The sequence below is a fragment of the Bradyrhizobium guangzhouense genome (assembly GCF_004114955.1).
Lineage (GTDB): Bacteria > Pseudomonadota > Alphaproteobacteria > Rhizobiales > Xanthobacteraceae > Bradyrhizobium > Bradyrhizobium guangzhouense.
The window spans coordinates 6,803,308-6,828,651 of record NZ_CP030053.1 but is presented as its reverse complement, the minus strand read 5'-3'; the positions used below and the strand labels follow the sequence as shown (position 1 = coordinate 6,828,651).

Below are 25,344 nucleotides of genomic sequence, written 5' to 3'. Positions count from 1 at the left end.
GTCCCGGCTCGCGCTTCGCGCGTCCGGGACACGAGAGCTATGACTTGGCGAACGTCATCCGATACAGCGCCGGATACCGCGCCCCCTGCAATCCCCCACGCGCGACGTAGAACGCCAGCAGAGCGCACCACAGGCCGGCATTGCCGAACGACTGCAACGCCCACCACATCCCCAGGAAGATCGCCAGCGAAGCCAGCATCAGGTTGCGCATCTCGCGGGCCCAGGTGGCACCGACATAGATGCCGTCGAAGCCGAAGGCGAACACGCCGGGGATCGGCGCCAGCACGATGAACGGCAGGAATTCGCGCGCGGCACGACGGACGTCCTCGCTCGCGGTCATGAAGTTGATGATATCAGGGCCGAACAGCGCGAACACCACCGCGACAACAAGCGCGAAGCCGAGCCCCCACAGCAGCACCAGCCGGGTCGAATCGGCAAATCCCCTGGCATCGCGCGCGCCAAAGCTGCGGCCGCAGAGCTGCTGCGCAGCGTTGGCGAGGCCGTCGAGGAAGAAGGCGCTGACCAGCAGGAAATTGTTGAGCACGGAGTTCGCGGCCAGCGTCACGTCGCCGGCGCGCGCGCCCTTGGCGGTGAAGAACAGGAACACGGTGATCAGCGCCGCGGTGCGGATCATGATGTCGGAATTGACGGCCAACAGCCGCATCAGCTTGGCGCGGTCGAACAGCATCGCGCGCGGAACGGCAAAACCGCCATGCGCAAAGCGCCGGCAGACCACGACGCCGAGCACGAAGCCGACGCCTTCCGACAGCAGCGCTGCGATCGCAGCGCCCGCGATGCCGGTATCGTAGACCAGCACCAAAAGGATCGTCGCCGCCATGTTGATGAGGTTGATGACGACCTGGAGCGCGAGCGCCGGATTGGCGCGCGCCTGTCCCACCAGCCAGCCGAGGATGACGTAGTTGGCGAACGCGAAGGGTGACGACCAGATCCGGATCATGAAATAGGTTTTCGCGGCGTGCGTGACGCCCGCGCTGCCGCCCATCAGATCGAACAGCACGCCGGCCAGCGGCAGCTGCAGCACGATCAGCGCGCCGCCGATCAGGCCGGCGACGATGAAGCCGCGCACCAGAATCACCGTCTCTTCGCGCGTCTCGCCGGCGCCGAGCGCCTGCGCGGTGAAAGCGAGCGTGCTCATGCGCAGGAAGCCGAACAGCCAGAACAGGCAGTCGAAGATGACGGACGCCATCGCGACGCCGCCGAGCAGGGCGGCATCGTCGAGCCGGCCGATCGCGGTGGTCGAGACCACGCCGATCAGCGGCGTGGTCAGGTTTGCGACCATCGCGGGACCGGCGATGGCGAAGACCTGGCGGCTGCCGACTTTGGGATGAACAGGGGCGTGCATCAGCTGCGTGTATCCGACCCCTGCGCCGAATGCACCACCGCGGCCGGCATGGCGTGCTTGCGCCGGCCGCGCATTTCACAGGGTCCTAGCGGCGCGGAGAACCGAAGATGCGGGACAACAGCCAGATCGGGATCACGATGACGGCGCCGAGCAGGAAGTAGCGCCACAGCCAGTTCACGGCATCGAAGCCGAGATCCCAGATGTGCCGGAACAGCAGGCGAATGCTGATGAGGATGTTCCAGGGATCGAAGCCGATCGCCGCAAGCACGACGCCGACCAGGATCGAGAGCAGCACCAGGCGAAACGCTACCGCCAGCGGCGAGCCGCCGAGAAAGCGGTGCAGGCCATCGCTATGGCCCGCCGGCAAATCTCTGACGTCTTGGACCATTTCAAACTCCTCAGCGGGATTCGTCCCGATTATAGGTCACGGCGGGGGACATGGGGAACCCGTAAGGGGGCGTCAATGGCCGTCTGCGGACGCCGCCACCTTAATTGTTGGTAGGGATTCCTCGGCCTTCAGCATCTTTTCCAGCGTCTCCAGCCGGTCGGCTTCCCGCGGCGGCTTGTCCCAGCGCAGGCGGCTGATGCGGGGAAAGCGCATGGCGACGCCTGACTTGTGCCGCGGCGAGCGTTGCAGCCCCTCGAAGGCGACTTCCAGCACCAGCCCTTTGTCCGCTTCGTGCACGACATGGCGCACGGGGCCGAACTTTTCCGTGGTGTTGCGGCGGACGAAGCGGTCGATCTGCAACAGCTCCTCGTCGGTGAAGCCGAAATAGGCTTTTCCGACCGGCACCAGCTCGTCGCCAGTCTCGGTCGCGGTCCAGACGCCGAAGGTGTAATCGGAGTAATAGGACGAGCGCTTGCCGTGGCCGCGTTGCGCATACATCAGCACGGCGTCGATGATGTGCGGATCGCGCTTCCATTTCCACCACTGGCCCTTCGGCCGTCCCGGCAGATAGGGCGCATCGCGCCGCTTCAGCATCACGCCTTCGACGGCGTCGGCATCCTCGCCCGCGCCGGCGCTCGCGGGATCGGCGCGCGCGGCGGTGAGGGCATCCCAGCTTGCGAAGGGAACGGTGGGCGAGAGATCGATGCGGGGATCGCCAAGCTTTGCGATGAAGGTCTCCAGCCGCTCGCGCCGATCGGCGAACGGCAGCTCGCGCAGATCGTTCTCGTCGTCGCCGAGCAGATCATAGGCGCGCAAGTGAATCGGAAATTCCTTGATCAGCTTCGGCGAGACGATTTTGCGGTTGAGCCGCTGCTGCAGGACGTTGAAGCTCTGCACGCGGCCTTCGCGCAGAATCAACAGCTCGCCGTCGATCGCACCGGGCAGGCGCAGAGAGGGCACGAGATCCGGGAAGCTCCCCGTGATGTCCTCGCCGGTGCGCGAATAGAGCCGCGCGGTGATTTCCCCATGGTCGTCGCGGCCCGCAACCGCCTGCACGCGGATGCCGTCCCATTTCCATTCGGCGATGTAGTCGGCGGGATCGAGGGTTTGGAAATCGCTATCCTCGATCGCATGCGCCAGCATCACCGGCCGGAACGGCGCGGGGTCGCGATTGACGGGCTTTTCCGCGCGGCCCTCCAGCCACGCAAACAGGTCGAGATAGGGCGGGCTGAGGCCGGGCCAGATCAGCTCGACCTCATGCGGATCCTTGTCGCCGAGCGCGGCGGCCGCCGTCTTGGCCAGCCGCGCGGAGATGCCGATGCGCAGGGCACCGGTGACGAGCTTCAACAGTGCCCAGCGGCCGGTCTCGTCCAACTCGTCGAGCCAGCGTTCGAGCTGCTTGGGCAGCTCGCTCTTGCCGAGCGTGCGCAGCGTGGTGACGACTTCGGTCAGCGTTGGAGGGGGCGGGTTGTTGTGGGCAGCCATCGCCGCCTTCGGCCACATCAGCGCCACCGTCTCGGAGAGATCGCCGACATAATCGTAACTCAGCCCGAACAGCACCTCATCCGTGCGCGATGCGATGAGGTCGCGGACCAGTGCGGGCTTGGCGTGCTTGAAGCTGAGCGCGCCGGTGAGCGCGGCCAGCGCGTAGCCGCGGTCGGGATCGCCGACTTCGCGGAAATACCCTGTCAGCAGCCGCAGCTTGTTGTTGCGGCCGGGCTCGTAGGCGAGGCGGTCCAGCAGTTCGGCGAAGCGGTTCATGCCCCGGCCTCGCCTGGAGCCGGCGGCTCGCTCTCCTCTTCCTCGCCATAGCCGACGAGATCGAGCGGCTGCGCCCGCAGGCCGCGGCTCTTGCACCAATGCACCAGCGCGTCTTCCTGGCCGTGGGTGACCCAGATCTCGCCGGCGCCGGTCGCCGCGATGGTCGCGGTGAGACCGTCCCAATCGGCATGGTCGGAGATCACCAGCGGCAGCTCGACACCGCCTTGCCGCGCGCGGGCGCGCACGCGCATCCAGCCCGACGCGAAAGCCGTGACGGGATCAGGAAAGCGCCGGGCCCAGATGTCAGACGTCGCCGACGGCGGCGCCAGCGTGATGGTGCCGGCGAGTGCCGCCTTCTTCATGCCCATCACCGGCCTGAGCTCGCCGAGATCGATGCCGCGGCTCTGATAATATTCGGTGATCTTCTCCATCGCGCCATGCAGATAGATCGGCGCGTCATAGCCGGCCTTGCGCAGCAGCGCGATCACGCGCTGGGCCTTGCCGAGCGAATAGGCTCCGACGAGATGCGCGCGCTCCGGAAACAGCGCGACGGACGCCAGCAGCTTCTTCACCTCGTCCGCGGCATCGCCGTGGCGAAACACCGGCAGCCCGAACGTCGCCTCGGTGATGAAGACGTCGCAGGGCACCAGCTCGAACGGGACGCAGGTCGGGTCCGGCGCATCCTTGTAATCGCCTGATGCGACGATGCAGGTGTCCTTGCAGGTCACCGCGATCTGCGCCGAGCCGAGCACATGGCCGGCCGGGTGAAACCTCACCTTGACGTCGCCGAGCCTGATGTCTTGGCCATAGCTGATGACCTGTGTCGATCCGGCAAAATTCTCGCCATAGCGCAGCCGCATCATGTCGAGCGTTTCCTGCGTCGCCAGCACCGCGCCATGGCCGGCGCGGGCGTGGTCGGAATGGCCGTGGGTGATCACGGCCCGCTCCACCGGACGGACGGGATCGATGTGAAAGCCGCCGGGCTTGCAGCACAGGCCGTCAGCAGTTGGCAGCAGGATGTCTTGCGGGCGCATTTCTGTCATATAGGCTGCGCTGCCAATTCTTCGAGTCATCCTTCGGTTCCTGCAATGCCGCTCCGCCTGTTCCTGACCTCCGGCGATCTCATGGCCGACCGCCGTTTCGAGTTCGCGCGCGACCTCCAGCTCAAGGGCGATCTGCCCGCTGCCGCCGATCTGCTGGAGCAGGCCATCGAGCTCGCGCCTGACTTCACCTCGGCCTGGTTCACGCTCGGCGAGATCCGTCAGCAGCTCGGCGAGCGCGACAAGGCGATCGCAGCCTTCCGGGAAGCGCGGCGATCCGATCCCGAGGATCAGCACGGCGCCGGCCTGCACCTGATCCGGCTCGGCGACGCGCAGCTCTCCGAAATGCCCAAGGCCTATGTGCAGGCGCTGTTCGACCAATACGCGCCGCGCTTCGAGCACGCTTTGATCAACGATCTCGGCTATCGCGCCCCCGCGCTGATCTTCAAGGCGGTGCTGGCCGCGCGCGTTGCTGCGAAGAAGCCGGCCTTCTTCAAGCGCACCATCGATCTCGGCTGCGGCACCGGCCTTGCGGCCGCCGCCTTCGCCAAGCAGGTCGATCATTTCATCGGCATCGACCTGTCATCGGGCATGATCAAGGAGGCGCGCGCCACCGGGCTCTATGCCGAGCTCGAGGTCGCCGACATGATCGAGGGCCTGCGCACCAAGCCCGATGCAAGCGCGAACCTCGTCGTCGCCGCGGATGCCTTCGTCTATCTCTCCGATCTCGCGCCTGTTCTCACCGAGACCAAGCGCGTGCTCTTATCGGGCGGCACGCTCGCCTTCACGCTGGAGACGCATGACGGCGATGGCATCGTGCTCGGCGAAGGCCTGCGCTATGCCCACTCGACGGAATATGTGCGGGGTGCGATTGCGAAAGCCGCCCTGAAGCTGCTCACGCTGGAGCCGTGCTCGCCGCGCAACGAGAACAACGAGCCGGTGCGCGGCCTCGTCATCGTCGCCGAGAGAACTTAAGAGAAAACTTGAGTCTAGGCGCTAAACGCCCAGCAATTTAAGCATCATTGCGTCGCAAACCGACGACTTCCTGCTTGCGAGCGAAGCTGCGATGCCAGCACAATGCGCGGCACCAGGGAGAGAAACAACAATGACGAAAAATCCATCGCGGCGCGATGTCAGCGCCGCCGCGTTCGCCACCATCGCCGCATCCGTCCTGCCCGCGCCCTATGTCTGGGCCGCGGAGAAAAAATACGATGCCGGCGCCAGCGACACCGATATCAAGATCGGACAGACCGTGCCGCATTCCGGCCCCGGCTCGCTCTACGGCGTGCTGGGGCGTGTCGGCGAAGCCTATTTCCAGATGCTCAACGAGGGCGGCGGCATCAACGGGCGCAAGGTCAATTTCCTCACGCTCGATGACGCCTACAGCGCGCCGAAATGCGTCGAGGCGACGCGGCGCCTGGTCGAGCAGGAGGAGGTGCTGGCACTCTACGGCTCGCTCGGCACCGCGCCGCAGACCGCCGTGCACAAATACCTGAACTCCAAGGGCGTGCCGCAGCTGCTGCTCAACACCGGCGCCTCGAAGTGGAATAATCCGAAGGAGTTCAAATGGACGATGGCGGGCCTGCCGCTTTATCCGACCGAAGCGCGCATCCTGGCGCGGCATGTCCTTGGCGTGAAGCCGAATGCCAAGATCGGCATCCTCTACCAGAACGACGATTTCGGCCGCGACTTCCTTGGGCCCTTCAAGAAGGTGCTGGCGGATGCCGGCGGCACCGCCTCCGTGATCATGGAGCAGACCTATGATCTCACCGATCCCACTATCGATTCCCAGCTGATCAATCTCTCCAAGTCGGGCGCCGACGTTTTCTACAACATCTCCACCGGCAAGGCGTCGTCGCAGTCGATCCGGAAAGCGGCCGAGCTCGGCTGGAAGCCGCTGCAGCTGCTCTCGGCCGGCTCGACCGGCAAATCCATTCTCAACGCCGCCGGCTTCGAGAACGCCAAGGACATCGTCGCGATCAGCTATTCCAAGGATGCCGGGCCCGGCCGTTGGGAAAAGGATCCGGGTCCCATGGCGTTCGAGGAGCTGCGCAAGAAATATCTGCCCAACGTCGCACCCGACAACACCATCGCCTATGCCGGCTACGGCCAGGCCGTCACCATGGGCGAGATCCTGCGCCGCTGCGGCGATGAGCTGACGCGGGCCAATGTGCTGAAGCAGGCCTCGAACCTCAACGGCTTCCACTCGCCCTTCTTCCTCGACGGCGTGACTTACAGCTACACGCCCGACGACTACACGCCGATGAAGACGCTGTTCACCCAGATCTTCAACGGCAAGGACTGGGAGGTCTCCGACAAGCCGGTGGTGGAGTAGATGGTTCTTCCTTCTCCCCTTGTGGGAGAAGGTGGCGCGAAGCGCCGGATGAGGGGTTCTCTCGGCGCGCTCGGAAGAGAATAATTCGCGGAGAGATACCCCTCACCCGTCTCGCCGCTTCGCGGCGATCCACCATCTCCCACAAGGGGTCCCACAATGGGAGAGGGAAGGGGCGCCCCCAGCTCGTGGTGCCCACCCCTCGACGAACCCGTCCCCACGGCTTACGTCTAACGCCGTGCCGCCCCGCATCCTCCAAATCCCGGCCGAGCCGGCCGCGCTGCTGCCCGACCGCTTCCAGCAATGGTTCGCGTCGCGCGGCTGGGCGCCGCGTGACCATCAGCTCGCGCTGCTGGAGAAGGCGCGCGCGGATCGTTCGGCCTTGCTGATCGCACCGACCGGCGCCGGCAAGACGCTGGCGGGATTTCTGCCGACGCTGGCGGAATTGAGCACTGCGCCGACGACGCCTGCGAAATCCGTCATCTCCACCGGCCGCAGCGTGCAGCGCAGTGCCGGCCTGCACACGCTCTACATCTCGCCGCTGAAAGCGCTCGCCGTCGACATCGCCCGCAATCTCGAACGCCCCATCGCCGAGATGAATCTGCCGATCAAGGTCGAGACCCGCACCGGCGACACGCCGGTGTCGCGGCGCCAGCGGCAGCGGCGCTATCCGCCAGATATTCTGCTGACCACGCCGGAGCAGCTCGCGCTGCTGCTGTCCTCCGACGACGCACCGTTCCTGTTCTCCTCCTTGAAGCGTATCGTGCTCGACGAGCTGCACGCGCTGGTGACGTCCAAGCGCGGCGACCTGCTGTCGCTTGGCCTCGCGCGGTTGTGGCGCCTCGCGCCGCAGATGCGCGCCATCGGTCTGTCGGCGACGGTGGCCGAGCCGGAGCAGCTCGCGCGCTTTCTGGTGCCGCAGCCCGAGGGCAAGGAGGTCGCCGCCGACATCGTCGTCGCCGGCGGCGCGGCGCCGCCGCAGGTTGAGATGCTCGACACGCGCGAGCGCCTGCCTTGGGCGGGCCACAGCGCGCGCCATGCGCTGCCCGAGATCTACGAGCTGATCAAGCAGAACAAGACCACGCTGGTGTTCGTCAACACCCGCAGCCAGGCCGAGATGCTGTTCCAGAATCTCTGGAGCATGAACGACGACGGCCTCGCCATCGCCCTGCATCACGGCTCGCTCGACGTCGCCCAGCGCCGCAAGGTCGAGGACGCCATGTCGGCGGGGCGCCTGCGCGGCGTGGTCTGTACCTCCTCGCTCGATCTCGGCGTCGACTGGGGCGACGTCGATCTCGTCGTCAATATCGGCGCGCCCAAGGGCTCCTCGCGCCTGATGCAGCGCATCGGCCGCGCCAACCACCGTCTCGATGAAGCCTCGCGCGCCGTGCTGGTGCCCGCCAACCGCTTCGAGGTGCTGGAGTGCCGCGTCGCCATCGACGCCATCGCCGAGAATGCGCAGGATACGCCGCCGCTACGTACAGGCGCGCTCGACGTGCTGGCCCAGCACGTGCTCGGCTGCGCCTGCGGCGAGCCGTTCCTCTCCGACGAGCTCTATGCCGAGGTCCGCACCGGCGCGCCCTACGCGAACCTGTCGCGGCAGGATTTCGACGACGTCGTCGATTTCGTCGCCTCCGGCGGCTACGCGCTGAAGACCTATGAACGCTTTGCCCGCATCAAGCAGGACAAGGAGGGCCGCTGGCGCGTCGCCAACCCAAAGGTGCGGCAGAGCTACCGGATGAATGTCGGCACCATCGTCGAGGACGATATGCTGAAAGTGCGCCTGGTGCGCTCGCGCGGCGGTGGGAACGGTTCGACCGGGGTGATCGCGCGCGGCGGCCGCCTGCTTGGCGAGATCGAAGAGGCCTTCATCGAGGGCCTCTCGCCCGGCGACACCTTCGTGTTCTCCGGCGAGGTGGTGCGCTACGAGACCCTGGTCGAGGACCAGGTCTACGTCTCGCGCGCGCATGACAAGGACCCGAAAGTGCCGTCCTATATGGGCGGCAAGTTCCCGCTCTCGACCTATCTCGCCGAACGCGTCCGCCGTCTGCTCGACGACTTCAGGGCCTGGAAGGGTTTGCCGGAGCAGGTGCGCGACTGGCTCTCCCTGCAAAAGGACGTCAGCCGGGTGCCCGCGGTGCGCGAGCTGCTGGTCGAAAGCTTTCCGCGCGCCAACAAGCATTACATCGTCTGCTATCCTTTCGAAGGCCGTCTCGCGCACCAGACGCTCGGCATGCTCTTGACGCGCCGGCTCGAGCGCGCCCGCGCCCGGCCGCTCGGCTTCGTCGCCAACGAATATGCGGTGGCGATCTGGGCGTTGGGCGACCTGTCCTTCATGATCAGGGATGGCCGCATCGATCTCAACGCGTTGTTCGACCCTGATATGCTCGGCGACGATTTGGAGGCCTGGCTCGCCGAATCGGCGCTGATGAAGCGCACCTTCCGCAACTGCGCCATCATCTCCGGGCTGATCGCGCGTCGCCACACCGGTGAAGAGAAAAGCCGCCGCCAGGTGCTGTTCTCGACCGATCTCGTCTACGATGTCCTGCGAAAACACCAGGCCGATCACGTGTTGCTGCGCGCCGCGCGCGCCGATGCCGCCACCGGCCTGCTCGATCTGCGCCGCCTCAGCGACATGCTGATGCGCATCCAGGGCCGTATCACCCACCGGGAACTCGACCGCGTCTCCCCGCTCGCCGTGCCCGTGATGCTGGAAATCGGCCGCGAGTCAGTTTATGGCGAAGCTGCAGACGAGCTGTTGGCCGAAGCCGCCGACGAGCTGGTCAAGGAAGCGATGGATAGAAGCGGGTAAGACGTGACGACAGGCGCGCGAGTATCGGAGGATGTCGAGGACATGCGCGTTTCCAGGGTCAGCATCAGCGATGTGACCTTCGCCGCCGATCTCTCCGGCGCGCTGTACTGGGACGAGCAGCGCCTGCTTGTCGTCTCCGATCTGCATTTGGAAAAGGGTTCCAGCTTCGCCACGCGTGGTGTGCTGCTGCCGCCTTACGACACGCTGGCAACGCTCAGCCGCCTCGCTGCTGCCATCTCCCGCCATAATCCCAAGACGGTCATCGCACTCGGCGACAGTTTTCACGACCGCTCGGCCCATGAGCGCCTGTCCGCCGATGACCGCGCCGCCGTCGCCGCGCTTCAAACGGGCCGCGACTGGATCTGGATTTCGGGCAATCACGATCCGATGCTGCCGCGCGATCTCGGCGGCACCGTCGCCGACGAAGTCGCTGTTGGACCGATCACCTTCCGCCACGAGCCATCAGGCGCGCCTGGCGAGATTGCCGGTCATCTCCATCCCAAGGCCCGAATCTCCACGCGCGGCCGCTCGATGGAGCGGCGCTGTTTCGCCAGCGACGGAATGCGCGCCGTGATGCCCGCCTTCGGCGCCTATGCCGGCGGCCTCAGCATCCGCGACGTAGCGTTCGCAAAGATCTTTCCGAAGAACGGCTTCGTCGCCCATCTGCTCGGCGACCGCCGCGTCCACGCGATCGCAGCGTCGCGGTGTTATTGAAGCAAGTGGTTCGTAGGGTTGGTTAGCCAAGCAGATGCGCAAAGCGTATCTGCTTGGCTAACCAACCACTTCTGTCTCTGCGGAAACTAAAGTGGTGGGTTAGGCCGAGCGATTGCGCGTTGCGCAACCGCAGGGCTAGTCTAACCGACCCTACGAAGCTTCATCACGCCGCCTTCGCCTGCACGTCCTCGCAAAACTCCGCGAGCCGATCCGCCAGCCGCAACGTCGCCGAGCTCGCATTCGGCGCGGCCATCAGAGCCACCTCGGTCTTGTTGATCGGCGCGAAGCCGTCCTTCGCGGTCAGCACGCGGTGATCTGACTGGATCGACATCTCCGACAGAATGCTCAGCCCCATGCCGGCGGCGACCGCGGCCTGGATGCCGGCGAGGCTCGACGACATGTAGGACATGTGCCAGGCGCGGCCGGCGCTCTCCAGCGCGTGGATGGCGCCGGCGCGGTAGAGGCAGCCGAGCGGAAAGCCGATCAGCGGCACTGACGGCGCATTGACGTCGACAGGATGGCTCTTGCTGGTGACCCAGTGCACCTCCTCCGGCCACACCGCGATCGCATCCTTGCCGCCGGCCTCGCGCTTGAACAGCGCGAGATCGAGCTCGCCACGCTCGAGATCGCGGGCGAGGTTCTTGCTCTGGTCGGCGCGCACATCGAGCCGCAGGTTCGGATGCGAGCGCGAGAACGCGCCCAGCAGCTTTGCCAGACGATACGCCGCGAAATCCTCGGGAATGCCGAGCCGGACCGCGCCGCCGTCGGGCTCGCGCAGCACGTCGCGCGCCTCTTCGGCAAGCGCCAGCAATCGCCGCGCATAGGAGAGCAGGCGCTCGCCGGCCTCGGTCGGGCGCACGTCCTTGCCGTCCCGGTGCAGCAGCACCTGGCCGACATCTTCCTCCAGCCGCTTGATCTGCTGGCTGACGGTCGATTGCGTGCGGTGAACGCGCTCGCTGGCGCGGGTGAAGCCGCCGGCTTCGACCACCGAGACGAAGCTGCGCAGAAGCTCCAGATCGAGCATGGATCACTCCATTCGAAAATCCACTGATGGCGAGTTAATCATTTAATTTCCAAATGGCAAGCCGGGTCCCTAGATCGAGAGCTCAGGAGAATGCCCACATGTCCCTCGCGCCCTCAATTTCGGTTCCTCAAAGCCGCTTCAACACCCTGCCGCTCGCCATCGGCGTGTTCTGCCTGCTCTGGAGCTATGCCTTCGTCGCCGGCAAGATCGGCGTCACCCATTGCCCGCCGCTGATCCTGCTCGCCGCGCGCTTCTCGCTCGCCGGCATTTTGATCCTTGGCGCCACGCTGATCCGCGGCGACTGGTCGCTGTCGTGGCGTGATGCGTTGATGTTCGCGATTATCGGCATTGCCAACAACGCACTCTATCTCGGGCTCGGCTACACCGGGCTGCAATCGGTCTCCGCCGGCCTCGGCGGATTGATCGTCTCGGCCAATCCGGTGTTCACGGCGGCGCTCGCCGCGCTGCTGCTCGGCGAGGGCATAACTCTGCGCAAGGCGAGCGGCCTCCTGCTCGGCATCGTCGGCGTCACGGCTATCGTCTGGCACCGCCTCGCGGTCGGCACCGACTCGCTGCACGGCATTCTCTTCACGCTGGCCTCGCTCGCCTCCATCGTATCAGGCACCATCCTGTTCAAGCTGTTCGCGCCCAAGGGCAGTTTGTGGATCGGCAATGGCGTGCAGAACCTCGCCGCCGGCATCGTGCTGACGCCGGTCGCGCTGACCTTCGCCGATATCCACGCGATCGACTTTACCCCGAGCCTGATCGGCGCCTTCGCCTTCCTCGTGCTCGGCGGCTCGATCCTCGCCTACTGGCTCTGGTTTCATCTCCTGAAAGTGTGTGGCGCGACCGCGGCCAGTGCCTATCATTTCCTGATGCCGCCGCTCGGCATGCTGTTCGCCTATCTCGTGCTCGGCGAACACGTCGAAGCGCGCGACTTGCTGGGGATCATTCCGGTGGCGCTCGGCATTTACCTGGTGACGCGCCCCGCAAAGCCAGTGGCGTAGGAGGAGTTCCCATGCCTGTTTCCATCACCCTGATCGGCGGCCCCACCGCTTTGATCGAGATCGACGGCTTTCGCCTGCTCACCGATCCCACCTTCGATGCGCCGGGCGCTTATCAATTGCCGCATGTGAAGCTGGAGAAGACCGTCGGTCCTGCGATGAAGGCCGATGCGATCGGCCCCATCGATGCCGTGCTGCTCAGCCACGACCAGCATTCGGACAATCTCGACACCTCCGGCCGCGACTATCTGCTGAAGGCACCGCGCGCGCTGACCACGGAGGCCGGTGCCAAACGTCTCGGCGGCCACGTCGAGGGCCTCGCGCCCTGGGCGACCGCGCATCTGAAGGACGATGACGGCAACACGCTGACCATCACCGCGACGCCGGCGCGTCACGGCCCTGCCGGCATCGAGCCGCTGTCGGGCGACGTCATCGGCTTCGTGGTGCAGTCCAGCCGGAAAGATACGCGTCCCGTCTATATCAGCGGCGACACCACCTGGTTCGACGGCGTTGCCGAAGTGGCGCGCCGCTTCAAATGCGGCGTGGTGATGCCGTTCGCCGGCGCCGCGCAAACGCGCGGCCCGTTCCATCTTACCATGGACACCAACGACACCATCGAAACCGCGCGTGCGTTTCCGGACGCCATGATCGTGCCCGTGCACACCGAAGGCTGGGCCCATTTCCGCCAGAACGGCGAGGACCTGCGCAAGACCTTTGATGTGCTGGGTTTCGGAACGCGGCTGCGATTATTGGAGCCCGGCGTGCCGACGGTGGTTGAGGCGCCGTGATCTTGCTCCACTGTCATGCTCCGGCTTGACCGGGGCAGCCAGTACGCCGCAGCGGTCGTTGTGAGAGCGGGCTATCCGACGAAGGTCTCTGGAATACTGGGTCGCCCGGTCAAGCCGGGCGACGACCAAAGGAGATGGCATCTTAAATCAACGCGCCGCTGACGCCGACTTCTTCGTCGCGACCGGCTTCGGCGCGGGCTTGGCGGCGGCCTGCGGGGCGCTGTCCCAGCCGCCTGCGGGTGTCGGGACGTTGACGGCGTCGTCGGGTTGCGGCTCGGCACTGAAGGTCTGGATCGCGAGCTTGGCGGCGGCGAGCGATTGCGGGTCGAGGCGTTTTGCGACGTCGTCGCGCTTGCTCGATGAGTCCGCATCACCCTGGGCGGCAGCCAGGCTGAACCATTTGTAGGATTCGGCGAGGTTCTGCTCCACGCCGATGCCGCGGGCGTAGAGGATGCCGAGGTTGAACTGGCTGTCGGCGACACCGCGGTCGGCCGCTTTCCGGAACCACTGCGCCGCGCTCTTGTAATTGGCGCCGCGTCCGCCGCCGTCGGCGTCGAGCACCGCAAGATTGTGCATCGCCTTGGCGTTGCCGCGCTCGGCCGCCTGCGTGTAGTAGCGGCGGGCGATGTCGGCGTCCTTCTTCACGCCCATGCCCTTTTCGTAGAGCGTACCGAGGCGGAAGGTCGCGGGCACCACGCCGGCCTGCGAGGCGCGGTCGTACCACTTGGCGGCTTCGTCGTAATTTGCAGCGACGCCCTTGCCCTCGGCAAAGCGCACGCCGATCTCGTAGGCCGCGGTCGCATCGCCCTTCATCGCGGCGACGCGCAGGGCGGGACCGGCGATGCCGTCAGGCAGCTTCTCGCTCGGCGGGATCTGGACGACACCGAGCCGCGCGCGGCTCGTGCCCGACAGCGCACCGGTGACGTCGCTGTTCGCCGCGGGCGGCGGCGCTGCCGCGGCGGGCGCGGGCGGAATTTCGACCGAAGCCGTGCTGCCGGCCGCCGGCGCGGCATTGTTCAGGGACTGCTTGCCGATCGGCGTCGGCGAGGTCATCGACGGGGTGACCTGCTCGGGCGGCTTGCTCTCGACCGGCGGCGGCGCCTGTGGCGCCGGCTGGCTCGTATTCTCCATCGCCTGCGGCGCCGGCGGCGGGCTGCCGCCGTCGAGCAGGTTCATCGCCATCTTGAACGTTCCAAGCACGATCACGACCACGCTGGCGCCGACCAGCAGCGAGCGGATCTTCGACGTGATGGTCGAGCCGCCTTCCGAACCTGCGGCCTGTGCTTTGCCTTGAGCCTTGTCCTTGGTACGCGCTGCGATCGCGGCCTTGACGCCGCGGGCGGGCTTCTCGGGCGGCTGCGCGGCGGCAGCCTGCGCGGCGCGGCGCGCGGCCGCGATGAAGCTCGACGACGACACCGGCTCTTTCGGTGCGGCCGGGATTTCGCTGATCGCGCTTTCGGACGCAGCGATGCGCTCGGACGGCGTGGCGGGGCGACCGCTCGGACGGGTGCCGGGCTCGAGCGGATGATCCGGCGGCAGTTCGGGCGCGATCGCGGCGCGCACCGGGGCCGTGTGCGGCTCGAGGATCTCGCTGATCGCGCGCGGCGGCAAAGGTGGTGCGACCTGCTGTGCCATCGGCGGCGGCGGCGCTGCAGGCGCGGCGGCGTGAAATTCGCGCGGCGCGGCGACGAAGCCGGATTGCGGATGCTGCTGGGCGGCGGGATTCGGCAGTTCGGGCTTCGGATCGTATTTCGGCTGCTGCGGCTGAGCCGGCCGCTGCTCGCGTGCCATCGGCGCCGGCTCGAGCTGAGCCGCCATCGGCATCGGCGCCGGCATGGGCGCTGTCATCGGCTGTGGTGCAGGGGCCGGCGGTGCCGTTCGCACCGCGCGCAGATCGCCCTCGATCATGGCAAGGCGATCGACGACATGGCCGAGCGTGTTGTGCACGGCCTCCAGCGAATCCTGGGTGCTGCGGTTGGTCTCGGCCTGGCTGAAGCGGATGTCGGACAGCTCGCGCTTGACGAGGTCGACCATGCCGGAATCGGGCGACGGCGCCGCATTGCGGCTCTCGGCGAGGGCGGAATAGGTCGCCTGCTGGCGCTCCAGATGCCTGAGGATGTCGTGCAGCCCGTCCTCGACACGGCTAAAATTGCCGCCGCGCTGATCCGAGGCGGCCTCCAGCCGCTCCAGGAGATAGGAGACGCGCTGCTCGAGATGCGCGAAGGTCGAGGCGGAGTCGTTGCCGACCTGCATGCGGTCGAAACGGTCGGACAGCGCGCGGATCGCGGCTTCCAGATGTTCGGTGCTCTCGGCGGGTTGCGGCCGCTCGCGCGTTTCCAGCGCCGCGGTGAGCGCGGCGATGCGCTGCTCCAGCACCGCAAAGCTGTCGCCGCGGTCCGAGGCGCGATTGACCTGGTCGACCTTGGACGACAACAGCTGCACGTCCTCGGAGAGGCGTGCCAGTGCTTCGTTGGAGGCGACGTTGGACACGATGCCGCGCAGCGCCGAGATCGCGCCCTCGAGCTGGCGCACCGTCGACGGATCGTCATTGGCGCGCAGGATCAAATCGAGCTTGGCGCCGAGGTTGCGGATCGCCTCGTCATAGCCGGTGAGCTGCTCGGCCGGCGTCAGCGTGCGCAGCACCTGCTTGATGTCGGAGAGCGCGTGCTCGATGCCCGACAGCACCTGGCCGTCGGTGCCGTTGGAGCGGGTCTCGTCGATGCGACGGTGCAGCGAGCGGATTTCGTTCTCGATCGATTCGATCGCGCGGCGCGGCATCGCCTCGGTGATGGCGTTGCGGATCTCGGCGAGCTCGGCGCGGAAGCCGTTGATCGCCTGCTCGGTCTGGTCCGGCCGCTGCAGCGACTCGATCTGGCTCGTGATCTTGAGCAGATGGCGCTCGAGCGAGGAAAAATCCGGCCCCGCTTGCGGTGGCGGCGGAGTATAGGCAGGCGCGGGCGGCGCCGCCATGGGTGTCATGGGGGGCGCGTAGGGAGCCGCGGAGGGCGCGATCGACGGCGCGGCGCGCGGCGGCACCTGCCGCGGTGCGAATCCGTCGAGCTCGCTCTGGCGCGCGGTGATCTCGGCAACGGCGACGTCGAACGACGCGGGGCTCAAGGGAGGCGAATTGCGATAGACCTGCGCCGCCGCGCGCTCGACCGCATCGGCCTGGCGATGGCGCGTTTCAACGGGAGAGGGCGCAGGCGCCGGGCGCGCCGCCGGAGGCTGCTGCGGCTGCGCTTGCTGGGGCCGCGAGATCTGCGACAGGCGGGCGTCGAGCCGCGAGATCGCATCGTTGAGCTGGCGGGCGACGCCCTGCTCGCGCGAGACGTCTCTTTCACGAGAAGAGTCCTGACGCGGGGCGGCGGGCTTTGAAATCCGTTCGATCTGCTGGGTGATGGCGTCGAGCCGCTGATGGATGTCAGCGACTTCGCGACTCTCCTGACTCTGCATCTGCTGCGAACGCGGATCTTGACGTTGATCCTGACGTTGGTCTTGGCGCGGCTGCTCGTAGGGCCCGCGAAAGTTCGGCGAGGCCGTCTCGCCGAGCGTGGAGTTCAGCCAATCGTTGAGTGACATGCCGGCACGGCGCGCAGCAGCTTCGGCCCGCTCTCGGACGGATGGATCGATGCCGTCAACACTCCACGATACGCGCGAATTCATGACTCTGTCCGGTTCCGACTCCGGCGCCCCACCCGACGCCTCCAGTCTCCCCACGCGTGCCAGTTGCAAAGACAATCGGATTTGGCGCGGGTCGTCTGCCTCGAAGTCAGACTTTTTCCTGTTACGGTAAATAACGGGTTAAGGAAGTCGTCGCCGGTGTCTTAAAGTTGGGCGGCGGGAACCTGGGGGGTAGGCGTGGCGCGCGTCCGGCAACCCAACAACCGGTGTCATGCCCCGCGAAGGCGGAGCATCCAGTACGCCGCAGCTTCTCGATTCCAGCCGCGCCGTCTCGGAGTGCTGGATCGCCCGGTCAAGGCCGGGCGATGACAGTCGAGTGCTTGGCGAAGCCGGCGCCGCCAGCCTCAGCCCTTCTCCCGCTTGCCGTCCTCCAGCGGCACCACCGTGCCCTTGCCTGACATCGCCGACAGCGCCTCGAGCGCCTCCTCGCAGAAGTCGGCCACCATCTGCTCGTGCCGCGCGCCGAGGCGCAGCAGCAGGAGATTGCCGAGGTCGAGCACATCGGACGCGGTGCCATCGGGAAAACGCTTCTTCAGGATCCTCTCGTAGTTCTCGTGCCGGTCGCGGTGGTGCTCCAGCCGGTCCATCAGATCGGTGCGGATCGGGTCGATGTCGATGCTGTCGAGCGCATGCAGCCGGACCAGCAGATCGTCCTTGATCGAGGGCGGCGTGCTCGGCCGCGCGGCCCAGTGCCGCAGCGCTGTTCGGCCTTCCGGAGTCAGCGTATAAATCAGCTTATTGGGCTTGCCTGTCTGCACGACCTCGCGGCCCTGAATGTAGCCGCGGTCGCGCAGCTTGGAGAGCTCGCGGTAGATTTGCTGGTGGTCGGCCTTCCAGAAGAAGCCGATCGAGGAATCGAACGTCTTGGCGAGCTCGTAGCCCGTCATCGGACGTTCCGTCAGGCATGCGAGGATCGCGTCGCCCAGCGCCATGTGACCTGCCTCCCTGTCGCATTAACCAACCAGCTTGACTTTATGCGCATCGACGCATATGCGTCAATGTGCATATGAGGTGGGCTCCAGACCCCCGGAAGAAGACCCCTGGGCATTCCTGTTTTCGCTACTGTGCATGGGGTTGTTTTCGCGTTTTTGCCAAAGCCCTTTGGGAGGCACCTGACAATGACCGGCCTCGACTCCTGGTACGCCTACATGACGTCCCACGACACCAAGGCGTTGTGGGAGCTGCTGCATCCCGACGCCGTGTTCGAGAGCCCGGTCGTGCACACCCCGCAGCGCGGACGCGACATCACCTTCAAATATCTCGCCAGTGCCGAGAAGGTGCTCGGCGGTCCCGGCTTCAGCTATGTCGGCGAGTGGAAGAGCGCTGACGGCGCCGTGCTCGAATTCAAGACCATGATCGACGGCATCGAGATCAACGGCGTCGACATCATCACCTTCGATGGCGAGGGACGCATCACCCATTTCAAGGTGATGGTGCGTCCGCTCAAGGCCATCAACATGCTGCATCGCCTGATGGCGGAGCAGCTCGCCGCCCAATCCTAAATCAGCATCACCAAGGCTTGCCGGGAGACCATCATGCCGATCTACAAAGCCCCCGTCGAAGACGTGAACTTCCTGCTCAACGACGTCTTCCAGATCGACCGCTACGACAATCTCGCCGGCTTCTCCGATGCCTCGAGCGACGTGCGCGAGGCGATTCTGGGCGAAGCCGCCAAGCTCGCCGAAGAGGTGCTGCAGCCGCTCAATCGCGTCGGCGATCTCGAAGGCTGCAAGCGCGCGGACGACGGCAGCGTCACCACCCCGAAGGGTTTCAAGGACGCCTTCAAGCAGGTGGCGGAGGGCGGCTGGCTCGGCCTGTCGGCGCCGACCGAGTTCGGCGGCCAGGGCCTGCCGGTGACGCTCAGCCAGGCGGTCAACGAATTCCAGATCTCCGCCAACATGGCGTTCTCGATGTATGGCGGCCTCACCATGGGCGCGACCGCCGCCCTGATCGTTCATGGCTCGCCGGAGCAGAAGCAGACCTACGTTCCGAAGATGGTCGCCGGCGAATGGACCGGCACCATGAACCTGACCGAGCCGCATTGCGGCACCGACCTCGGCATGCTCCGCACCAAGGCGGTGCGCCAGGCCGACGGCAGCTTCAAGATCACGGGCACCAAGATCTTCATCTCGGCCGGCGAGCATGACCTCGCCTCCAACATCATCCACCTCGTGCTCGCCCGCATCGAGGGCGCGCCCGCCGGCATCAAGGGCGTGTCGCTGTTCGTGGTGCCCAAGTTCCTCGTGAATCCGGATGGCTCAGTCGGTGCCCGCAACGGCGTCGTCTGCGGCTCGATCGAGCACAAGATGGGCATCCACGGCAACTCGACCTGCGTGATGAACTACGACAATGCCACCGGCTGGCTGATCGGCGAAGAGAACAAGGGCATGCAGGGCATGTTCGTGATGATGAACGAGGCCCGCCTCGGCGTCGCCGTGCAGGGCCTCGCGCAGTCCGAGGTCGCCTACCAGAACGCGGTCGCCTATGCGCGCGAGCGCATGCAGGGCCGCTCGCTCACCGGCGTGAAGGCGCCGGACAAGCCGGCCGACCCGATCATCGTGCATCCCGACGTGCGCCGCACGCTGCTCTCGATCCGCGCCTTCAACGAGGCCGCGCGCGCCTTCGTGATGTGGACCGCGCTGAAGAGCGACGTCGCCCATCGCTCCGAGGACCCGAAGGACCGTCAGGCCGCCGACGATCACATGGGCCTGATGACGCCGGTGCTGAAGGGCTTCCTCACCGACTATGGTTTCGCCAATGCGGTGCAGGCGCAGCAGATGTATGGCGGCCACGGCTACATCGCCGAGCAGGGCATGGAGCAGTTCGTGCGCGATGCCCGCATCGCCATGATCTATGAAGGCGCCAACGGCATCCAGGCGCTCGATCTCGTCGGCCGCAAGCTTCCGCGCGACGGTGGCCGCGCCATCATGGCCTTCTTCGGCGAGGTCATGGCCTTCGCCAAGGAGAATGGCGGCGACGAGGCGCTCAAGCCCTTCATCGCGCCGCTCTCGACCTCGCTCGGCCATCTCCAGCAGGCCACCACCTGGCTGATGCAGAACGCGATGATGAAGCCTGACAATGCGGGCGCCGCCGCAACCGATTACCTGCATCTCTTCGGCTTCGTTGCGCTCGGATACATGTGGGCCAAGATGGCGAAGGTGACGAACGCCAAGATTGCCGAGAGCGGCGCGACGCCCTATCTCTCGACCAAGCTCGTCACCGGCCGCTTCTTCATGGAGCGGATGTTGCCGGAGACCGCGGCCAATCTCGCGCGCATCCAGTCCGGCTGCGCCACCATCATGGAATTGCCGGCGGAAGCGTTCTGAGCCTGCTTCCGTACCAATAGAATTCGAACAACAGATCAGGAGGGCGTCATGCCTGAGGCATTCATCTACGATCACGTTCGCACCCCGCGCGGCCGCGGCAAGGCGGACGGCGCGCTGCACGAAGTCACGGCGCTGGCGCTCGCCACCGTGCCGCTGAAGGCGCTGAAGGATCGCAACAACCTTCCGGAAGATTCCGTCGACGACGTCGTGCTCGGCGTGGTCGATCCGGTCGGCGAGGCCGGCTCCGACATCGCGCGCTTTGCCGCGCTGAAGGCCGGTCTCGGCGAAGCCGTCCCCGGCGTGCAGATCAGCCGCTTCTGTGCTTCCGGCCTCGATGCCGTGAACTTTGCTGCAGCCCAGGTCATGAGCGGCCAGCATGATCTGGTGATCGGCGGCGGCGCCGAATCCATGAGCCGCGTCGGCATCGGCGCCTCGGGCGGTGCCTGGCCGATGGACCCGTCGATGGCGGTGCCGGCTTATTTCATGCCGCAGGGCGTCTCGGCCGATCTGATTGCCACCAAATACGGCTTCTCGCGCGACGACGTCGACGCCTATGCCGTGCAGAGCCAGCAGCGCGCCGGCAAGGCCTGGGACGAGGGTCGCTTCAACAAGTCGGTGGTGCCGGTGAAGGACATCAACGGCCTCACAATCCTCGCCAAGGACGAGCATATGCGTCCCTCGACGACGATGCAGTCGCTGGCGCAGCTGCAGCCGTCGTTCACGATGATGGCGCAGATGGGCGGCTTCGACGGCGTCGCAGTGCAGTCGCATCCCGAGATCGAGCGCGTCAACTACGTGCACCACGCCGGCAATTCCTCGGGCATCGTCGACGGCGCCGGCGCCGTACTGCTCGGCAGCAAGGAAGCGGGCGCCAAGTACGGCATGAAGCCGCGCGCCAAAATCCGTGCGTTCGCGAACATCGGGTCGGAGCCGGCGATGATGCTGACCGGCCCGGTCGACGTCACCGAAAAGCTGTTCGCGCGCTCGGGCATGAAGAAGTCCGACATCGATCTGTTCGAGCTCAACGAGGCGTTTGCCTCGGTCGTGCTGCGCTACATCCAGGCCTTCGACATCGACAACGCCAAGATCAATGTCAATGGCGGTGCCATCGCACTCGGTCATCCGCTCGGCGCCACCGGCGCGATGATCCTGGGCACCGTGCTCGACGAGCTCGAGCGCACCAACAAGTCCACCGCCCTGGTCACGCTGTGCATCGGCGGCGGCATGGGCACCGCGACCATCATCGAGCGCGTCTAAGAATGTAGGGTGGGTTAGCCCTGCAGATGCACGAAGTGCATCTGCTCGGCGTAACCCACCTCTTCTCTCTCCGCGTGGACAGCCAAGCGGTGGGTTACGCCTTCGGCTAACCCACCCTACGAAACCACAGTCAACCGCCGCGCCTGAAATCGGCTGCGGCACAGAGGAGCAACCAACATGGCTTACAAGAACTTTAGGGTTGAGACCGACGCTGACGGCATCGCGCTGGTCACCTGGGACATTCCGGGTCGTTCGATGAACGTGCTCGACGAGACCTCGACCAGCGAACTCGATGCGATCGTCAAGGCAACCACGGCCGACGCCGCCGTGAAGGGCGTCGTCATCACCTCCGCCAAGGAAGCCTTCTGCGCCGGCGCTGACCTGTCCATGCTCGAGGGCATGAACCAGGCCTACGCCAAGGTCTTCAAGGAGCAGGGCGAGACCGCCGCGAACCAGATGCTGTTCGAGCAGAGCCGCCGCTTCTCGCAGGTGCTGCGCTCGATCGAAACGTCAGGCAAGCCGTGGGCCGCGGCGATCAACGGCCTCGCGCTCGGCGGCGGCTTTGAGATCACGCTGTGCTGCCACTACCGCGTGGCCGCAGAGAATCCCAAGACGCGTCTCGGCCTGCCCGAGGTCAAGGTCGGCCTGTTCCCCGGCGCCGGCGGCACGCAGCGCGTGCCGCGCCTGGTGCCGCCGCAGGATGCGATGACGATCCTGCTCAAGGGCGATCCGGTCACCGTCGAGAAGGCGAAGGCGTTGAACCTCATTCACGCCATCGTTCCGGCTGCTGACCTCATCAAGGCCGCGAAGGAGTGGATCAAGGGCGGCTGCAAGGCGGTCGCGCCCTGGGACGAGAAGGGTTTCAAGCTGCCCGGCGGCCCGGTGTTCTCCAAGGCCGGCATGATGATGTTCCCGGCCGGCAATGCCATCTATCGCCGCGAGACCTACGACAACTATCCGGCCGCGCGCGCGATCATGAGCTGCGTCTATGAAGGCTTGCAGTTGCCGATCGACGCGGCACTCCGCGTCGAGTCGCGCTACTTCACCTCGGTGCTGCGCTCGAAGGAAGCGGCGGCGATGATCCGCAGCCTGTTCCTGTCGATGCAGGAGCTGAACAAGGGCGCGCGCCGTCCGAAGGACGTGCCCGCGACCAAGGTGAAGAAGATCGCGGTGATCGGCGCCGGCTTCATGGGCGCGAGCGTCGGTTACGTCTCGGCCCGTGCCGGCCTCGACGTCGTCCTGATCGATCGCGACCAGGAGAGCGCGGACAAGGGCAAGGCCCATGCGCAGAAGGTGATCGAGGATCAGATCAAGAAGGGCCGCGCCAAGCCTGATGATGCCGAGAAGCTGCTCGCGCGCATCACGCCGACCGCGGACTATGCTGCGCTGAAGGACGTCGACCTCGTCATCGAGGCCGTGTTCGAGGACCGCAAGGTCAAGGCGGAGACGTTTGCCAAGGCGCAGGAGTATCTCAAGCCCGACGTGATCTTCGCCTCGAACACCTCGACGCTGCCGATCACTTCGCTGGCCGAGAGCTTCAAGGACCAGGGCAAGTTCGTCGGTATCCACTTCTTCTCGCCGGTCGAGAAGATGATGCTGGTCGAGATCATCAAGGGCAAGAACACCGGCGATGTCGCGCTCGCGACCGCGCTGGATTATGTCCGCCAGATCGGCAAGACGCCGATCGTTGTGAACGATAGCCGCGGCTTCTTCGCCAACCGCTGCGTCGGCCGCTACGTCGCCGAGGGCAACGAGATGTTCCTCGAAGGCGTGCCGCCGGCGATGATCGAGAACTGCGCCAAGATGGCCGGCATGCCGGTCGGCCCGCTCTCGCTCTCGGACGAGGTCGCGCTCGACCTCGGCCTCAAGATCATGAAGGCGACCGAAGCCGATCTCGGCCCCAACGCCATCAATCCCGATCAGAAGAAGCTGATGGTCGAGATGGTCGAGAAGCAGGGCCGCCTCGGCCGTAAGAACAAGAAGGGCTTCTACGACTATCCCGAGGGCAAGGGCTCGAAGAGCCTGTGGCCGGGCCTCTCGGCGCTGCAGCCGAAGCAGCTCGATCCTGATACGCTCGACGTCGAGGAATTGAAGCAGCGCTTCCTCGTGGTGCAGGCCGTGGAAGCCGCACGCACGGTCGAGGATCACGTCATCACCGATCCGCGTGAAGCGGATGTCGGCTCGATCCTCGGCTTCGGCTTCGCGCCATTCACCGGCGGCACGCTGTCCTACATCGACTTCATGGGACCCAAGAAGTTCGTCGAGCTCTGCCACAAGCTCGAGGCGAAGTACGGCTCGCGCTTCACGCCGCCGAAGCTGCTGGAAGAGATGGCGGCAAAGGGCGAGACCTTCTACGGCCGTTTCGCGCCGAAGAAAGCCGCGGCCTGAGGCACTTGTAGCCCGGATGGAGCGCAGCGAAATCCGGGACAATCTTGCTGGAGGCAGAGACCCCGGATTGCGCTTCGCTCCATCCGGGCTACGCAAGAAACCAAAAAGGCCGGATCGTCGATCCGGCCTTTCGTGTGTTTGCGTCCTGTGCGGACTTACTTCGCCTGCGCCAGCCCTTCCTTCGTCAGCGCTTCCTGCACCTTCGGCCGGGCCGCGACGCGGGCCTTGTAGGCGGTCAGGTTCGGCATCGCCGAGAGGTCGAACTTCATCCGGTCACCCCAGGTCAGCATGGTGAAGAGGTAGCCGTCGGCGACCGAGAACTGCTTGCCCATGAGGTAGTCGCAGCCGGCGAGCTGGCTGTCGATGTGCTTCAGCTTGCCCATGACACGGTCTTTAAAGAAGGCCTTGGCCTCGTCGTTCAGCGCCGGCGCGAACATCGGGCCGAAGCTCTTGTGCACCTCGGAGGTGAGGAAGTTCAGCCATTCGAGCAGCTTGTAGCGTTCGGAACTGTCGCGCGCGGGTGCCAGCGCCTTGGCCGGGGCCTTGTCGGCGATCATCTGGACAATGACCGGGCCTTCGGTCACGATCTCACCGTTATCGAGGCCCAGCGCGGGGACCTGACCCTTCGGATTGACCTTCAGATAGTCTTCACCGTTTTCGAGCTTCTTGGCCCGGAGATCGACCTTGACCAGCTCATAGGGCAGGTCGGCCTCCAGAAGCGCGATATGGGGGGACAGCGAGCAGGCGCCGGGCGAGTAATACAGTTTCATGGAATTTCCTCCTCTTGACGCTTGGTTGGGGCGAAAGAACGCCTACATGCATCTGCATCCAATAGTCAAGATTGATGCAGGTGCATCGAGTGGGGTAAGAAGCGGACGACGAGCTTGAGCGGGACCATGAAACGCAAACCATCAACCGAGGCCACCAGTGCCTGGATCCGCCTGATGCGGGTGCAGAGCCGCGTGCTCGACTGCGTGGAGCAGGACCTGAAGAAGGCCGGCTACCCGCCACTGGCATGGTACGACGCGCTGCTGGAATTGTCGCGCGCGCCGAGCGGCGAATTACGGCCGGTGGAACTCGAGCGGCAGATGCTGATCCCGCAATACTCCACCTCGCGGCTGATCGACCGCCTGGTCGACGAGGGGCTCGCCTCCCGGCGTGAATGCAAGATCGACAAGCGCGGCCAGTTCGTCGAGATCACGGAGGCCGGCCGCGAGTTGCAGAAGCGGATGTGGGGCGCCTACTCGGCTGCGATCGAGAAATATGTCGGCTCGAAACTCTCCGATGCCGATGCCGTCAAGCTCAGCGGTCTGCTCGACCGGCTGGGGTGCTCGTGCGGCGAGATGAAGCTGCCGCCCGTCGTCAACGTCAACGAAACCACGCCGTCGCGATGACCGCACGGCAAACCAGCTCGTCCGTGCACCCCTGGGGGTTCGCGGACCATCCCCGTCACCTGCGCGCCTTCG

Annotated in this window: 19 protein-coding genes; 11 read left to right on the top strand and 8 right to left on the bottom strand. The window is 65.8% G+C overall.

Annotated features, from left to right (window positions below):
- Positions 1–37: 37 nt before the first annotated feature.
- The 4 genes from XH91_RS32500 to XH91_RS32485 form a co-directional block, all read right to left on the bottom strand.
- On the bottom strand, positions 38–1,363 hold the full coding sequence (locus tag XH91_RS32500; RefSeq protein ID WP_128954388.1) for an MATE family efflux transporter: 1,326 nt from the start codon (positions 1,361–1,363) through the stop codon (positions 38–40).
- Positions 1,364–1,448: 85 nt separating this feature from the next.
- Positions 1,449–1,751, bottom strand: a complete 303-nt coding sequence (locus XH91_RS32495) for a DUF6460 domain-containing protein (RefSeq protein ID WP_128954387.1) — start codon at positions 1,749–1,751, stop codon at positions 1,449–1,451.
- A 72-nt stretch (positions 1,752–1,823) separates the two neighbouring features.
- Positions 1,824–3,512 carry an ATP-dependent DNA ligase gene (locus XH91_RS32490; RefSeq protein WP_128954386.1) on the bottom strand — a complete coding sequence of 563 codons (1,689 nt, stop codon included), beginning with the start codon at positions 3,510–3,512 and terminating at the stop codon, positions 1,824–1,826.
- Positions 3,509–4,546, bottom strand: a complete 1,038-nt coding sequence (locus XH91_RS32485; protein WP_128955065.1) for a ligase-associated DNA damage response exonuclease — start codon at positions 4,544–4,546, stop codon at positions 3,509–3,511. The genes XH91_RS32490 and XH91_RS32485 overlap by 4 nt, the downstream gene beginning before the upstream one ends.
- Positions 4,547–4,600: 54 nt before the next feature.
- Between XH91_RS32485 and XH91_RS32480 the strand changes: the two genes are divergently transcribed.
- The 4 genes from XH91_RS32480 to pdeM all read left to right on the top strand — a co-directional run bounded on the left by XH91_RS32480 (position 4,601) and on the right by pdeM (position 10,410).
- The gene (locus tag XH91_RS32480) at positions 4,601–5,527 is read left to right on the top strand and encodes a class I SAM-dependent DNA methyltransferase (protein WP_128954385.1); all 927 of its coding nucleotides are present in this window, start codon (positions 4,601–4,603) and stop codon (positions 5,525–5,527) included.
- A 130-nt stretch (positions 5,528–5,657) separates the two neighbouring features.
- The gene (locus tag XH91_RS32475; RefSeq protein ID WP_128954384.1) at positions 5,658–6,887 is read left to right on the top strand and encodes an ABC transporter substrate-binding protein; all 1,230 of its coding nucleotides are present in this window, start codon (positions 5,658–5,660) and stop codon (positions 6,885–6,887) included.
- A 235-nt stretch (positions 6,888–7,122) separates the two neighbouring features.
- On the top strand, positions 7,123–9,696 hold the full coding sequence (locus tag XH91_RS32470; RefSeq protein ID WP_128954383.1) for a ligase-associated DNA damage response DEXH box helicase: 2,574 nt from the start codon (positions 7,123–7,125) through the stop codon (positions 9,694–9,696).
- A gap of 42 nt (positions 9,697–9,738) precedes the next feature.
- Positions 9,739–10,410, top strand: coding sequence for a ligase-associated DNA damage response endonuclease PdeM (pdeM, locus tag XH91_RS32465; protein WP_164933536.1), 672 nt, complete (start codon positions 9,739–9,741; stop codon positions 10,408–10,410).
- 163 nt (positions 10,411–10,573) lie between these two features.
- On the opposite strand, the gene XH91_RS32460 is transcribed toward pdeM, so the two are convergent.
- Entirely contained in the window at positions 10,574–11,434 is an 861-nt protein-coding gene (locus XH91_RS32460; RefSeq protein ID WP_128954381.1) for a LysR family transcriptional regulator, read from the bottom strand.
- A gap of 98 nt (positions 11,435–11,532) precedes the next feature.
- Between XH91_RS32460 and XH91_RS32455 the strand changes: the two genes are divergently transcribed.
- Both XH91_RS32455 and XH91_RS32450 read left to right on the top strand, forming a co-directional pair.
- Positions 11,533–12,441 carry a DMT family transporter gene (locus XH91_RS32455; RefSeq protein ID WP_128954380.1) on the top strand — a complete coding sequence of 303 codons (909 nt, stop codon included), beginning with the start codon at positions 11,533–11,535 and terminating at the stop codon, positions 12,439–12,441.
- Positions 12,442–12,452: 11 nt separating this feature from the next.
- A complete protein-coding gene (locus XH91_RS32450) occupies positions 12,453–13,226 on the top strand; it encodes an MBL fold metallo-hydrolase (RefSeq protein WP_128954379.1) in 774 nt (257 codons plus the stop codon).
- Positions 13,227–13,373: 147 nt separating this feature from the next.
- Here XH91_RS32450 and XH91_RS32445 read toward each other — a convergent pair whose 3' ends face one another.
- Together XH91_RS32445 and XH91_RS32440 are read right to left on the bottom strand one after the other, a co-directional pair.
- Positions 13,374–16,889: a tetratricopeptide repeat protein gene (locus XH91_RS32445; RefSeq protein WP_164933535.1), complete on the bottom strand. Its 3,516-nt coding sequence runs from the start codon at positions 16,887–16,889 to the stop codon at positions 13,374–13,376.
- Positions 16,890–17,251: 362 nt separating this feature from the next.
- The gene (locus tag XH91_RS32440) at positions 17,252–17,839 is read right to left on the bottom strand and encodes a PadR family transcriptional regulator (RefSeq protein ID WP_128954377.1); all 588 of its coding nucleotides are present in this window, start codon (positions 17,837–17,839) and stop codon (positions 17,252–17,254) included.
- A 186-nt stretch (positions 17,840–18,025) separates the two neighbouring features.
- Here XH91_RS32440 and XH91_RS32435 point away from each other — a divergent pair, with 186 nt between their 5' ends.
- The 4 genes from XH91_RS32435 to XH91_RS32420 all read left to right on the top strand — a co-directional run bounded on the left by XH91_RS32435 (position 18,026) and on the right by XH91_RS32420 (position 23,878).
- Positions 18,026–18,409 carry a nuclear transport factor 2 family protein gene (locus tag XH91_RS32435; protein ID WP_128954376.1) on the top strand — a complete coding sequence of 128 codons (384 nt, stop codon included), beginning with the start codon at positions 18,026–18,028 and terminating at the stop codon, positions 18,407–18,409.
- Between the two features lie 33 nt (positions 18,410–18,442).
- A complete protein-coding gene (locus tag XH91_RS32430) occupies positions 18,443–20,233 on the top strand; it encodes an acyl-CoA dehydrogenase C-terminal domain-containing protein (protein ID WP_128954375.1) in 1,791 nt (596 codons plus the stop codon).
- Between the two features lie 48 nt (positions 20,234–20,281).
- Entirely contained in the window at positions 20,282–21,490 is a 1,209-nt protein-coding gene (locus XH91_RS32425; protein WP_128954374.1) for an acetyl-CoA C-acetyltransferase, read from the top strand.
- A 177-nt stretch (positions 21,491–21,667) separates the two neighbouring features.
- Positions 21,668–23,878 (top strand): FAD-dependent oxidoreductase, encoded by a 2,211-nt coding sequence (locus tag XH91_RS32420; RefSeq protein ID WP_128954373.1) that lies wholly within the window; start codon positions 21,668–21,670, stop codon positions 23,876–23,878.
- A 155-nt stretch (positions 23,879–24,033) separates the two neighbouring features.
- Here the strand turns inward: XH91_RS32420 and gstA are convergent, their stop codons facing one another.
- Positions 24,034–24,648, bottom strand: a complete 615-nt coding sequence (gene gstA / locus XH91_RS32415; protein WP_128954372.1) for a glutathione transferase GstA — start codon at positions 24,646–24,648, stop codon at positions 24,034–24,036.
- A gap of 126 nt (positions 24,649–24,774) precedes the next feature.
- On the opposite strand from gstA, the gene XH91_RS32410 reads away from it, so the two are divergent.
- On the top strand, positions 24,775–25,272 hold the full coding sequence (locus tag XH91_RS32410) for a MarR family winged helix-turn-helix transcriptional regulator (protein ID WP_128954371.1): 498 nt from the start codon (positions 24,775–24,777) through the stop codon (positions 25,270–25,272).
- Positions 25,273–25,344: the final 72 nt, after the last annotated feature.